Annotated in this window: 10 protein-coding genes and 1 pseudogene; 9 read left to right on the top strand and 2 right to left on the bottom strand. The window is 41.4% G+C overall.

What is annotated here, in order from left to right; translation table 11 throughout:
• Positions 1-18: 18 nt before the first annotated feature.
• Positions 19-1,098 (bottom strand): dipeptidase, encoded by a 1,080-nt coding sequence (locus tag QAI40_RS06875; RefSeq protein ID WP_299980825.1) that lies wholly within the window; start codon positions 1,096-1,098, stop codon positions 19-21.
• 319 nt (positions 1,099-1,417) lie between these two features.
• On the opposite strand from QAI40_RS06875, the pseudogene QAI40_RS06870 reads away from it, so the two are divergent.
• The 4 genes and pseudogenes from QAI40_RS06870 to aspA form a co-directional block, all read left to right on the top strand.
• Positions 1,418-2,323: pseudogene (locus QAI40_RS06870) on the top strand (ISL3 family transposase); the annotation flags it as partial.
• Positions 2,324-2,470: 147 nt separating this feature from the next.
• Positions 2,471-3,793 (top strand): NAD(P)/FAD-dependent oxidoreductase, encoded by a 1,323-nt coding sequence (locus tag QAI40_RS06865; protein ID WP_299980823.1) that lies wholly within the window; start codon positions 2,471-2,473, stop codon positions 3,791-3,793.
• 30 nt (positions 3,794-3,823) lie between these two features.
• Complete coding sequence (locus QAI40_RS06860) at positions 3,824-4,162, top strand: P-II family nitrogen regulator (protein ID WP_299980821.1); 339 nt, start codon at positions 3,824-3,826, stop codon at positions 4,160-4,162.
• Positions 4,163-4,192: 30 nt separating this feature from the next.
• Positions 4,193-5,620, top strand: coding sequence for an aspartate ammonia-lyase (gene aspA / locus QAI40_RS06855; RefSeq protein ID WP_299980819.1), 1,428 nt, complete (start codon positions 4,193-4,195; stop codon positions 5,618-5,620).
• 199 nt (positions 5,621-5,819) lie between these two features.
• On the opposite strand, the gene QAI40_RS06850 is transcribed toward aspA, so the two are convergent.
• Complete coding sequence (locus QAI40_RS06850) at positions 5,820-6,389, bottom strand: 1-acyl-sn-glycerol-3-phosphate acyltransferase (RefSeq protein WP_299980817.1); 570 nt, start codon at positions 6,387-6,389, stop codon at positions 5,820-5,822.
• Positions 6,390-6,738: 349 nt separating this feature from the next.
• Between QAI40_RS06850 and QAI40_RS06845 the strand changes: the two genes are divergently transcribed.
• From QAI40_RS06845 to QAI40_RS06825, 5 genes are all read left to right on the top strand, one after another.
• Positions 6,739-7,017 carry a hypothetical protein gene (locus QAI40_RS06845; RefSeq protein ID WP_299980816.1) on the top strand — a complete coding sequence of 93 codons (279 nt, stop codon included), beginning with the start codon at positions 6,739-6,741 and terminating at the stop codon, positions 7,015-7,017.
• Between the two features lie 53 nt (positions 7,018-7,070).
• A complete protein-coding gene (locus QAI40_RS06840) occupies positions 7,071-8,417 on the top strand; it encodes a M48 family metalloprotease (RefSeq protein ID WP_299980814.1) in 1,347 nt (448 codons plus the stop codon).
• A 6-nt stretch (positions 8,418-8,423) separates the two neighbouring features.
• The gene (locus QAI40_RS06835; protein WP_299980812.1) at positions 8,424-10,256 is read left to right on the top strand and encodes a UbiD family decarboxylase; all 1,833 of its coding nucleotides are present in this window, start codon (positions 8,424-8,426) and stop codon (positions 10,254-10,256) included.
• Between the two features lie 94 nt (positions 10,257-10,350).
• A complete protein-coding gene (locus QAI40_RS06830) occupies positions 10,351-10,722 on the top strand; it encodes a hypothetical protein (RefSeq protein ID WP_299980811.1) in 372 nt (123 codons plus the stop codon).
• Position 10,723: 1 nt separating this feature from the next.
• Positions 10,724-13,012 carry a hypothetical protein gene (locus tag QAI40_RS06825; RefSeq protein WP_299980809.1) on the top strand — a complete coding sequence of 763 codons (2,289 nt, stop codon included), beginning with the start codon at positions 10,724-10,726 and terminating at the stop codon, positions 13,010-13,012.
• Positions 13,013-13,125 lie beyond the last annotated feature (113 nt).

Below are 13,125 nucleotides of genomic sequence, written 5' to 3'. Positions count from 1 at the left end.
TTGCACTTTCATAAACATTCAACAAATATCTTTATAAATACCCTTAAACAATCTTAAAAAATTTTCACCAAGTATGCCTCTAACCTCTTTGGTTTTATAATTTCTTGAAATAAGGCCACGTGTAAAGTTTGAAAGATTAGTAACATCTTCCAAGCCTTCAGCGTATGGAATATTCAGATCATTAACAGGTTGTCCCGGGCCTGCCACTCGTCTTGATGATATAATCATATCTTGACAAAAATCTGTATAATCAGGTCCAATCGCAAGACAATCACTACCAGCTAATTTTTTAATGTGATCTACATGATCTAAAACATTTTTTATTGTTGGATCCTTATCGGCAACAAATCTACCAAGAAAAGCAACTCCAACAATTCCACCTTTTTCAGCAATTTCTTTAATCTGCCAATCTTCCAAATTTCTTTGATGGTCACAGATGGCTACTGCATTTGAATGCGAAGCAATTACTGGTTGTTTTGACAAATCAAGAACATCGCGAACTCCATTCTTAGACAAGTGAGAAACATCTATGATAATGCCTAAGCGATTTAGTTCTGCGACAACTTCACGTCCAAAGTTTGACAACCCAGAATTTGAAGGTTCTGCTACACCATCAGCAACCTGATTTCTCAGGTGCCATGTTAGATTCATTATTCGCAATCCCAACCTATGGTAACACCTTAAAAATCCAAGATTCATTTCAATGGCTTCAGCTCCTTCGAGCCCCAACATAATACCAATTTTTTCACTATTTCTTGATACTTCAATATCTTCAGGTTTTAGAATCAGGAAGAAATGTTCGGGGCTTTCAAGTAATTCTTGATTTATGGCATCCACCATAAGCAGGAAATTATGAACAGGGCTTGTCCTATAAGGATATACCTCGGGGCCAAATTTTGCCATCGTATTTAGAACAACGACATTCAGACCAGCTTTTACCCAACGTTCATAGAATTCTTTTTCAAGAACGTGGGTTTTGCCTTGACCCCGCGCTCGGATGACATGCAGATGAATATCGGAGTGACAGTCAATAACAAGAGAATCATGATGGAGTTTTAAGGCCCGTTCCTCTTCTTTGGTGGTTAGTTCAAAAGTCATCTTGAACCTCCTTTACTTAATATTAAAAGTATAATAGCTGCAATTAAAAATGAACTATATAATTACAAGTTTAAACAATTTGTAACTTTAATTACATTATTATTGAACGTAATTTAATCTGTCAAGCAAAAAATAGGTACAGAGGAAAAAATAACTAAACAGGGCGTGGGATTTTTTATCTCGTGCAGGAATAAAAATAATTTGGTTCATCCGGAAATCGCGTACTTCGCATAAATTAAAGGTTTAGATGGATTTGAATTACAGTAGAATTTTTAATCTTGAAATTAAGGAGTGGACATGACCATTATCCAAATTTTTTGAACGATATGCACTGGAATTATCCCGATTCATGACGATTAAAGATATTGCCAATCATCTTAAAATCAGTTGGGATACGATTAAGGAAATCCAGAAAGCATATTTGAAACGACGCTATAAAAGTATAAAACTCAAGAATATCAAGCAGATTGCTATAGAGGAGATTTCAATTGGAAAAGGGCATCAATATCTAACCATTGTAATGGATTTACAAACTGGCCAAATCCTTCATGCTGAGAAAGGAAAAGGTGGAGATGCTTTAAAGCCGTTTTGGCAAAAAATAAAAGCCTCAAAAGCTCAAATTCAAGCTGTCAGCATTGATATGTCGCCGGCGTATCTACGCGCTGTTATAGAAAATTTACCCAATGTACCAATTGTTTTCGACAGGTTCCATGTTGTAAAATTATTTAATGATAAACTGTCTGACTTTAGAAGAGCTCTTTACAACCACCTTTGTGATCCTGATGAACAAAAATTAATCAAGGGGACTCGTTGGCTTTTATTAAAAAATCCTGAAAATCTTCAAGGTGATAAAAGGGAACCGGAACGGCTTCAAAAAGCACTTGAAATCAACCAACCTCTGTCTACTGTTTACTATATGAAGGAAGAACTTAGGCAAATTTGGAATCAGGCAGACAAGGAGACTGGCGAAAAGGTAATCAGCAACTGGATTAACCTTGCTAATGCCTCAAATATTCCAATGCTAAAAAAATTTGCCAAAACGCTGGCTTTACATAAAATCAGAATCCTTGCCTATTATGACTATGCTATTTCAACAGGGCCTTTAGAAGGAACCAATAACAAAATCAAAACCATGAAACGACAAGCCTATGGGTATCGTGACTTTGAATTTTTTAAACTGAAGCTTTTTGATCTTCATACCAAAAAATACGCGTTAATCGGATGAACCAATAATTTGATTTTCCATGCCATATCTTGAAGTTATCAATAAATTATGAGAAAAAATATTTCTTCTTGACATCATTAGTAATAAATATTACAAAAAGTCATTGCCAAGTATTGTTGGCGAAGACAACTTAATTTAACCATACTAATGAAAGGACTGTTAAATATGGACAAAAAATATGACGCTATAATTATAGGTGCCGGCATAATCGGCTGCTGCACCGCCTTTGAACTATCCAAAAAAGGTTATAAAACCTTAAATATAGACAAGGAGAGCGGGGCCGGAGAGGGATCAACCGGCAATTCATGCGGAAATATCCGATTCTACTACTCCACCCGCGATGGGGTCGCGTTGGCGTATGAGTCTGCCTGGTATTGGCACAATTGGAGGAAATATCTGGAGCTGGATGATGAACGGGATATCGCGCAATTTCATAACACAGGCTCAGTGTTCATTAAAAGCCAGGCTCTGGATTGGCCAAAAATTAAAAAACATTTTGATGAAGTTGGCGTCAAATATGAAGAATGGGATCTTGCAACCATAAAGGCGAAGATTCCCATGGGAGATTTTCATTCTTTCTACCAGCCCAAAACACCGGATGACCCCCATTTTTATGACGAATCCACCGAGTTTCTTGAGGGTGCTTGTTACACACCGGAATCCGGATATGTGGGCGATCCCATTTTTTCTACCCGAAACGTGGAGGACGCGGCCAAGACCAAAGGGGCCGAGTTCATGTATAACAAAAGAGTGAGCGAAATAAGGAGGCAAGACAATAGAGTGCAGGGAGTCACCCTCGAAGATGGCACTCAAATTGACGCTTCCATAGTGATCAATGTGTCCGGGCCCCATTCATTCCAGGTCACCGAGATGGCCGGGCAATCAGATAACAACTTAATCAAGACCAAGGCACTGCGGCATGAAGTGCACGTGGTGCCACCACCGCAGGGATTCAAACCCCTGGAGGACGGCTATCACACAAATGATGCCGATATCGGAGCCTACTACCGGCCTGAGGCTGGTAATATGATTCTCACCGGCAGCGTTGACCCTGCCTGTGATCCCAAAGAGTTTGTGGATCCGGATAACTTCAACCGCGAGGTCACTACAGAGCAGTGGAAAGCCCAGGTTTACCGCCTGGCACGCCGCATCCCCGAACTGCCCATCCCAAACAATCCTATGGGGGTGGTGGATCTATATGATGTAAGCGATGACTGGCTGCCCATCTATGACAAGTCAGATCTGAACGGTTATTACCAGGCCATCGGCACCAGCGGCAATCAATATAAGACCGCGCCCGTGGTGGGAGCCATGATGGCAGAGATTATTCAGCGGGTGGAAGACGGGTACGATCATGATGCCCAGCCATTGAAATATAAGCTGCCACACCTCGGCTTAACCATTGCCACCTCGGTTTTCCACCGCAAACGTAAGATTAATCCCAACAGCAGTTTCAGTGTGGTGGGTTAAATCGATATATTAAATCAAAGGAGGTTAATAATGAAAAAAATTGAGGCAATCCTAAAACCATTCAAACTGGATGATGTAAAAGAAGCCTTAAGCGGAATCGGTATCTATGGAATGACGGTTACCGAAGTTAACGGGTATGGCCGGCAAAAGGGGCATAAGGAAATATACAGGGGCGCGGAATATGTTGTGGACTTTGTACCCAAAATAAAAGTTGAAATCGTTGTCAGCGATGATAGGGCAGACGAAACTGTCGAAACTGTCAGGAACGCTGTCAAAAGCGGAAAAATCGGAGATGGAAAATTTTTTGTGTCACCTGTTGAACAGGTCATCCGGGTAAGAACCGGTGAGACAGGGACAGATGCACTTTAAATATATTAATACCAGTTATAAGGAGATATCATGTCTTCCACTCGTATTGAATGTGATTCCCTGGGGGAAAAGAGTGTCCCAAACAAAAGCTACTACGGGATTCAGACCCTGAGAGGTCTGGAAAACTTTCCCATCACTGGAACGCCCATCTCGGCTTATCCTATTTTTGTAAAAGCCTTGGCACTGGTGAAAAAATCAGCGGCCAAGGCCAATAATGAATTGGGCCAACTCGACTCCAAATTGGCCGGGCCTATCGACAAGGCCTGCAATGAAATTCTGGCCGGTGAATTTCTCAATGAGTTTTGCTGCGACGTTTTGCAGGGTGGCGGTGGCACCACTGCAAACATGAACGCAAACGAGGTCATTGCCAATCGAGCTCTGGAAATCATGGGTCAGCCCAAAGGAAACTATGATAGTCTGAATCCCAATAATCACGTAAACATGGGCCAATCCACCAATGATGCTTATCCCACAGCCATTCGAGTTGCCTTGCATCTGATGCTTGAAAAATTATTAGGACAGATGGAAATCATCAGGAATGCCCTATCGGAAAAAGGAGACGAGTTCAAAGAAGTGATCAAGCTTGGCCGTACCGAGCTACAGGATGCAGTACCAATGACTCTGGGCCAGGAGTTTGAGGCTTACGCACTATTAGTAGACGAAGACATACGTCAGGTTAAAAACTCACAGGACCTGATCATCGAAATAAATCTGGGTGCTACCGCTATCGGCACAGGTATTAATGCACATCCCGGTTATGCAGAATTGGCTGCAAAATATTTGGCTGAGTTTTCCGGCGTGCCAGTGTACACCGCTCCCAACCTGATCGAAGCCACCCAGGACTGTGGGGGCTATGTGCAGCTTTCCGGAATACTAAAGCGAATTGCCGTAAAACTTTCCAAAATATGTAATGATTTACGTCTGTTATCCTCTGGCCCGAGGGGCGGATTCAACGAAATAAACCTGCCCAAGATGCAGCCTGGCTCTTCCATCATGCCCGGTAAGGTGAATCCGGTGATCCCCGACATGGTGATCCAGGTTTGCTACCAGGTAATAGGAGCGGACATGAGTGTAACTATGGCGGCCGGGGCGGGACAGTTGGAACTCAACGCCAATGAACCACTTATTGCTCACATGCTTTTCCAGTCAATAACCACTCTGGGCCGGGCTTGCGAAATATTGGCAGAGCGCTGCATCGTTGGAATCACAGCTAACGAAGACGTTTGCGAGCGAATAGTTATGAACTCCATCGGCTTAGCCACAGCCTTGAACCCCATAATTGGATATTCCAAAGCTGTACAGGTTGCTCAAGAAGCACATCAAAGCGGAAAATCGGTATATGAAATCGCTTTGGAAAAGGGTCTTTTGAGTAAGGACGAATTGGATGAAATCTTGAGCCCGCGTAACATGATGAAACCACGTTCCTTTATCTTGCACCGTAATCTTAAAACAAGATAGGTCTTTTTTGAATAACAAGAAAACATACTTATAGGATGGCGGGGTATTCTTATTAAAAATAAGGGGCGGGGTCTGCGGGATCAGGCGGGGTAAACTCGCAACAAAAAAAACTCGCTACATAATTGGAGACAAAAATAATTAATCAGAATCCTGGTTTGAAAATCTTTACATCATACTCATTCATTTAGTTTTGGCCTATTTAATTTGCTTGCTTGATTCCTTTCACTCCTTTAAAAAATGTTTTCATTACTGAAAAATCTTCTTCCATATTTTCTGTTGTATAAAAAGGTTCTGACAAGGTGACATTTTTTTTAGCATAATCAAAAGAGACCATCACAATGGGTATCTTTGCCAATTTTGCAATCCAGTAAAACCCTGTTTTCCATTGCCCTGAGTTTGAACGGGTTCCTTCCGGTGCGATTCCTAAAACAAATCGATCCTCTTTATTTATAATTTTAACAATATAATCGACCTGGTTGTAGTGCTTGTCTCGTTTCACAGGATATCCACCCAATTTGCAAAAAATCCATCCCCATGGTGGTTGAAATAGAATTTCCTTGGCCAGAAAATTTGCTTTCAACCCAATGGCGAACCTAACTGCAATCCCAAGGAAAAAATCAATGTTAGATGTATGGGGTGCAACAATGATAATATATTTTTTTTCGTCTGGAGCCATGCCTGATATTGTCCAGCCTAAAATGGAAAGTATCCGTTTAAACAGCTTTTTTATCCAGATGCTACTCATCTCAATAGAGTTTGATTTTTCCATTATTTCCGGTCTCCATGTTTGACTTTTCCAGATCATTTTTTATAAAATGTACATACAATAAATTATGATTCAAAACAAATTATATTGAATAAACAGGGCTTGGATCTGGATTTACCAATGAGGTCTGGGCGTGGGTTGCAGGGAATGGATGAGTCACAATCCACGCCCAGACCGGGTTAAACCAAAACAATCATTTTAAAGATTGTTTTTTTACGGACAATATTAAGAGCAATTTTTATTTTGCATGCGATTGCCCTGGGGAAAATAGTTTGACTTGAGCAATATTTGCAGAATATATTGAGACAGCATTAAAATTATTTTTAAAAATCAGGAATAAGGAAAAAAGAATATGATAACTAGACTTGGGATTTATTCCTTATTGGCAGGGCTTTTTGTGGGTCTTTTCACCGGTATCTCAAAGTTTATGGAAATCAAAAACTTCTGGGTTGATTTAACTATCTCAAAAATGATCGGAGAAGACAAGTCTGAGGCCATTATAGGGTTAATAGATGTTGTCTTTGTACAAAATTCACTCGATTACCTGATTTATGAGCTGCCGTTTTTCTGTTTTTTGCTTGGCATCGGCCTTATTTTTTTAATTATCAGTCTGTTTTTGAAAACTCATTAGTCTCATTTCTATAAACCGATGGACAGCACAAGGGATAGACTTGCAATAGGAAAATGAATAAATCAATATCCAAAAACCCAATTTCAAGAAGGCTGTTTTTAAAATATTCAGCCTTTATATCTGCAACCATTGCGGGCCCGATATTTTTTACCGGTTGTGATGTTGACCCTGTCACAGGGAAGAAACAATTGATGATGGTTTCCAAACAGCAGGAGATCGGGATTGATAAGCAGCAGTCATCCTTTCAGTTTTCTTCAGATTATGGCATTACCCGGGATGCTAAAATTAATCAATATGTATCTGATGTTGGCAAAGGATTGCTGCCAAATGTTCACAGGCCCGATATGCCTTATAATTTTCAATGTGTGAATGCAACCTATATTAATGCATATGCATTCCCCGGAGGTTCTATTGCTGTTACAAGAGGAATTTTATTGAAACTTGACAATGAGGCGCAACTGGCCTCTTTGTTAGGCCATGAGCTGGGACATATCAATGCAAGGCATATTGCAGAACAGATCTCCAAAGGACGGCTTTCCTCTCTGCTCGTGAGCGGCTTATCCATTGCAGCAAGTTCCCAGGGGTCCGGAGTTGGTGAACTGACGCAACAGCTTGGCATGCTGGGCCAGGGATTGCTCTTATCCAGGTACAGCCGGGATAATGAAAGGGAAGCAGATTATCTTGGCAATGAGTATATGGTTAAGGCCGGTTATCCTTCCAAAGGGTTTGTCGGACTCATGGAAATGCTTGATTCTTTGCACAAAGAAAACTCCGGGACGGCCCAGGTGCTTTTTTCAACCCATCCAATGAGTGCGGAACGGTTAAGTTCTGCCGTTCAAAGAGAAAAAGGGGTTTACCAGTATACAAAAGATTATCCGTTGAACCGGGAAAGATATATGGATAACATTGCTTTCCTTCGTGCAAAAAAAGAAGGCATAGAACTTTTGCAGCAAGGAGAGAAATATTTGGCCAAAAAAGAGTATGACAAGGCCGAGAATACGTTTAAAAAATCGATCAATAAATTAAAGTACGATTATACGGCTCATGTGTTAATGTCCAAATGTCTGATGCTCAGAAAAAAACCGGCAAAGGCCCTGGCATATGCTAACACGGCGAAAAAACTGTATCCCGCAGAAGCCCAGGGTTATTATATTGCGGGGCTTGCAAGTAGTGAGCTTAAAAAATATGGGAAGGCCTATCAAAATTTTGTCAAATGTGATGAACTTTTGCCGGGTAACCCGCAAATGACCTTTTACAAGGGGTATTGCCTTGACAAAAAATCTGACACAAAACCTGCGGCAAACAACTACATGGCATATTTGAAAATGATCAATTATCAACCCAATAAATATTCCAAGTATGCGTATAGCCGGCTGAAAGAATGGGGTTATGCCAAATAGTCAATTATGAAATTTTTAAGTCTCAGGCAGTGCATAGACTCCTTGGAAAAACAGGGTGAGCTCGTACAGATCCGGCAGATGGTTGATCCTGACCTTGAAATGGCTGAAATCACGAGAAGAGTATTTAATGCCAATGGGCCGGCAGTATTATTTTCGAATGTCATGAATAGTAAATTTCCTGCCGTGTCAAACCTGTTCGGTACATGGGAGCGAACACTTAAAATTTTTGAACCCCAGCTTGCATCTGTAAAAGCCCTCGTCGATATCAAATCAGACTTGGGAACGTGTTTTAAATCTCCCGGAAAAATATTAAAAGCTCTGCCGGCAGCGTTACATTCATTGCCTTTAAAAACGTCCAACCCCAAAGTTCTGAAAAACAAATGCGGTATTCAGGATCTTCCCATGATTAAATGCTGGCCAAAGGATGGCGGGGCATTTATCCTGTTGCCCCAGGTCTTTTCCAAAGATCCTGAAAAAGATTCTATTTTCAGTTCAAATCTTGGCATGTACAGGATTCAGCTGTCAGGAAATGATTATGATTCCGGCAAAGAGATCGGCCTTCATTATCAATTGCACAGAGGGATCGGTAATCACCATAAAAAGGCCCTTGAGAAAAAGCAGGCCTTACGAGTCAGTATTTTTATCGGTGGGCCGCCTGCCCATACTCTGGCTGCTGTTATGCCGCTTCCGGAAGGCCTTCCGGAAATTGCTTTTGCAGGAGCGCTTGCAGGTAAGAATTTTAAGGTTGCAAATAAAAATAATTATTTAATTTCTGCTGATGCTGATTTTTGTATCACGGGAATCGTTGTCCCGGGGAAAACAAAAAGAGAAGGGCCGTTTGGAGACCACCTGGGCTACTATTCCCTGGAACACGAGTATCCGTATGTGAAGGTAGAATCTGTCTATCACAGAAAAGATGCCATCTTTCCTTTTACCGTGGTGGGCCGTCCGCCACAGGAAGATTCCAATTTCGGAAGATTGATCCATGAGATCACAAGATCGGCGATTCAGGACAGTATTCCGGGTGTTACTGCCGTGAATGCAGTAGATGATGCAGGGGTTCACCCCTTGCTTCTTGTAAAAGCCCATGAGCGGTATGTCCCTTATGAAAGAAGGATGCCAAGGGAATTGTTAACCCATGCAAGCAGGGTTCTGGGTACGGGTCAGTTGTCTTTGGCAAAATATCTGATGATCTGTGCCCATGAAGACAATCCAGAACTGAATGTGAATGATGAGAAAGCATTTTTTATTCATATGCTTGAACGAATTAATTTTGCCTCTGATCTTCATTTCTTCACAAAAACAACCATGGACACCCTTGATTATTCCACCCAGAACACAAACCTTGGATCAAAACTGGTTATGGCAGCGGCAGGTGAAAAAAGACGCCACTTGAAAATTGAATTTCCACAGAATTTTTCTTTGCCTGAGGAATTCAAGCATCCAAAAATTGCTGCGCCGGGCATGGTAGTGCTTGAAGGGCCCCACTTTAAAACATATCCAAAAGGCAAAATACAAATCAATCGTTTGAAAAAGCACTTGCAGACTCAAACAGACTTAGAGTCACTGCCCCTGTTTGTGGTGGTGGATGATGCCAATTTTACAGCAAAATCATTTTCAAATTTTTTATGGGTGACTTTTTTAAGATCAAACCCTTCCCATGATATTTACGGGGTCAATGAAAAAATAATTTTTAAACATTGGGAATGCAACCCTCCTTTAATTATAGATGCCAGAATAAAACCCTTTCATGCAGACCCATTGGTGCCAGATAAAAAGGTGGTAGAAAAAGTGGATGCACTTGGACAAAGGGGTGGACCGCTTTTTGGAATAATTTAGCAGGAGGAAGGCATGAAAATAATGGTTCAAACACTGAAAGAACAAGTAAAGTTTTTATTAAAATAAACAAAAAGGAACAAGGAGCTTACAAAACATGGAGGAAAAACCATTAACAAGTGTTTTTTTTCATTTTCGGTTTAAATTTCTTGCAATCACAGCCATCTTTTTTTTGATGTGGGTTATTCTTTCCGGCTCGGCAGAATTTGATCAGTTTACAACAACTCTTCAATTTAAATTATTGGGTCCATTTTTTATCGGGTCAGGAATTTTTTATCTGCTTTTCAGGAAATTTCCCTTCAAATGCCCAAGTTGCAACAAGATTGTTTCAACCCGGAAAAACTGGCATTGCCCTAATTGTGACAAGACGCAGGGAAAAGAACGCTATCTATCGGATAAGTGTGTTCACTGTAAACAAATGCTGGCCACTTCTTTTTGTGACCACTGCAAGGAAGAATTCAGGCTTTAAAATGGGCTTCTGGTTTTCCAAAATACCCAGTCTGGATCAATTCCCGGTGACAGGCTATGCCATATCCTTTGGTCTGGACCGATTAACACCCGGTGTGGACAACAACAGGTATGACGTATATTTGAGCGACACCTTCTGCAAGATTGCAGATCAGTTTATTTTACATGTCATAGAAGATAATGCCATGCCCGGAAAAGGAAGCGGTGCTGTTGAGAAGGATCAATTTAAAAACAGTTACCGTGAGGTGATGCTCTCTGCCATTAACCGTGCAAAGGCGGAGCAGGAGATACAGGTAGATTACATTGCCCGAACAGCGGTTGCCAAGATGCTGATTCGGGGAATTGCGGTCTGTTATGATAAATTTATTGCTAATATCCGATTGTTGATCCGGGAAAAGGAGAATTCCGGACGTTCCCATATGGAGGATCCCGTTGTTTTGAAGGCAGAGCTTTCTGAAATTCTGTTGAATAAGGAGCAGATCATCCGGGCCACTGGAAAAATTGTTTTTGAACATATAAATGATGTTGATCAAAGGGAACTGAATGGTATCCGGAAGTCAAATTTCGGTATGGATAGTATTTTGCCGGAGGATCTGTTTTTAAATCCCTTTCTACATATCGAGAAAAATAATGATTATTTCATGATCAACACCTATGATATTCTTCCGGGTCAGCGCATTGATGATGCAGATAAGTACGATCTGTTGCTATCCAGCATTAAAAAGTATTTGCTCTCCATGGGCAGATCCGGTTTTTCTCAAAGCCGTGCGGTATTGGATTCATCGCAGCCGGTAACCTCCCCAAAGGATTCAAAAGATCATGGGACAGGGGATATAGTCAGCGATAAGCAGGTGGACGCCTGGATAAAACAGACTGGAAATGTTGATATCCTTTTTGATTTTGTTTCCACCAGAGAACTTTACAGCACACGGAGGAAACAGGGTAAAGAAAGGAAAGAGCTGGAGGCTCTCAAGCAGATGGCCCAAAGGCAGCACCGGATGTTGAAGTTTTTTTATAAAAAATTTAAATCTTCCGGGGTGGTGGAAAGAATCTGTGCGTCCTATGAGATAAGATCGGTCTATCCGGAGTACTGCCCTCCCTTGGTTCCTCAGGTTCTTTTACAGTTTATGATGGTTCCCGGCACCAGAAAAGTTATTATAAACCGTCTCAAGCGGTTGGCAAAAATTAATCAGGTCCCCTTTTCCGCGAGATCATTGAAACGGTGTCAAAAGCGTATTAAAGGTCTGCGGACCTCACAAAAAGAGGCATACCTGATACGGTTTTTCAAAGGATTTTTTCGTTATCACAGGGATTTTGAAAATTTCAAGCTGTTGGAGAGGGCCATGGCGCTTGTTTATCTCGTGAAGGAGGAAAATCATATTCGACTTTCCAGGGTAAACAACACCCTTTACGAATTTCTCCTTTCCCATGAATCAACCACCGAAGAAAAGCCGGTGATCAGCCACACCATATTAAAGGTCGATATCAGGGGATCCACGGATATTGTCCACAAAATGAAAGAGCAGGGATTGAATCCTGCCTCCTATTTCAGCCTTAATATGTTTGATCCCATAACAGAGATCATTCCCGAATATGGGGCTTTCAAGGTCTTTGTTGAAGGGGATGCCATGATTCTGGGAATCTATGAAAGGGAAGGATGTCCGGAAGGGTGGTACAGTATTTCCAGGGCATGCGGTCTTGCCATACATATTCTCTTGATCATACAACGATACAATCGTAAAAATAGAAAATATGATTTTCCCTTTCTGGAAGTTGGTATCGGGATTACTTTCCGGAAGGGTCAGCCAACTCTTTTTTTTGATGGTGACTTTCAGATTATGATCTCATCCGCCATCAATATGGCAGACCGGTTGTCAGGGTGTTCCAAGGCCGCCAGAAAGATTATGGATTCCATGGATACACCATTTAACAATTATGTTTTTCAGACTGCGTCCAACGAGGATGTGGCTGCCACATCCGATGATATCTCCAGGCGATACAACGTCAATGGGATAGAACTTCATCCCGCGGCATTTAAAAAATTATCCCAGGAGATCAGACTCAAGCCGGTTGAATGCGTTATCCCGAAGATTCAATCGGAAAAAATCAGATTTTTTACAGGGATTTTCCCCACCGTTACCGGTCGAAATCAACGGGTGATCATCCGGGAGGGCAGCATTCCGAATGTTCGTGAACATGATCTTGGTCTGATTGCCATGACCGATAGAAAATATTATGAGGTGTGTACGAATATAACGATTCATGACTATTTCAAGACTCATGAACTTTAGTCTAATGTGAAAACCCTGGCCCTCAGGGCCAGGTCAGAGTGCAGAGGCTTTGCCATCTGTACGACTCATGTTACTCTATGATCGAGTTGTCCCCACAACTTAATGATCAAGGA

It is taken from the genome of Desulfobacula sp. (genome assembly GCF_030611305.1).
Lineage (GTDB): Bacteria > Desulfobacterota > Desulfobacteria > Desulfobacterales > Desulfobacteraceae > Desulfobacula.
The sequence above is the reverse complement of the archived record's forward strand: the minus strand, read 5'-3'. Positions and strand labels throughout refer to the sequence as shown.

Excerpts from the sequence above, each read along its gene's own strand:
- QAI40_RS06845 (WP_299980816.1), top strand. The coding sequence starts at position 6,739 with ATGATAACTAGACTTGGGATTTATTCCTTATTGGCAGGGCTTTTTGTG.
- QAI40_RS06865 (WP_299980823.1), top strand. The coding sequence starts at position 2,471 with ATGAAAGGACTGTTAAATATGGACAAAAAATATGACGCTATAATTATA.
- QAI40_RS06860 (WP_299980821.1), top strand. The coding sequence starts at position 3,824 with ATGAAAAAAATTGAGGCAATCCTAAAACCATTCAAACTGGATGATGTA.
- aspA (WP_299980819.1), top strand. The coding sequence starts at position 4,193 with ATGTCTTCCACTCGTATTGAATGTGATTCCCTGGGGGAAAAGAGTGTC.
- QAI40_RS06830 (WP_299980811.1), top strand. The coding sequence starts at position 10,351 with ATGGAGGAAAAACCATTAACAAGTGTTTTTTTTCATTTTCGGTTTAAA.
- QAI40_RS06835 (WP_299980812.1), top strand. The coding sequence starts at position 8,424 with ATGAAATTTTTAAGTCTCAGGCAGTGCATAGACTCCTTGGAAAAACAG.
- QAI40_RS06850 (WP_299980817.1), bottom strand. The coding sequence starts at position 6,389 with ATGGAAAAATCAAACTCTATTGAGATGAGTAGCATCTGGATAAAAAAG.
- QAI40_RS06840 (WP_299980814.1), top strand. The coding sequence starts at position 7,071 with ATGAATAAATCAATATCCAAAAACCCAATTTCAAGAAGGCTGTTTTTA.
- QAI40_RS06825 (WP_299980809.1), top strand. The coding sequence starts at position 10,724 with ATGGGCTTCTGGTTTTCCAAAATACCCAGTCTGGATCAATTCCCGGTG.
- QAI40_RS06875 (WP_299980825.1), bottom strand. The coding sequence starts at position 1,098 with ATGACTTTTGAACTAACCACCAAAGAAGAGGAACGGGCCTTAAAACTC.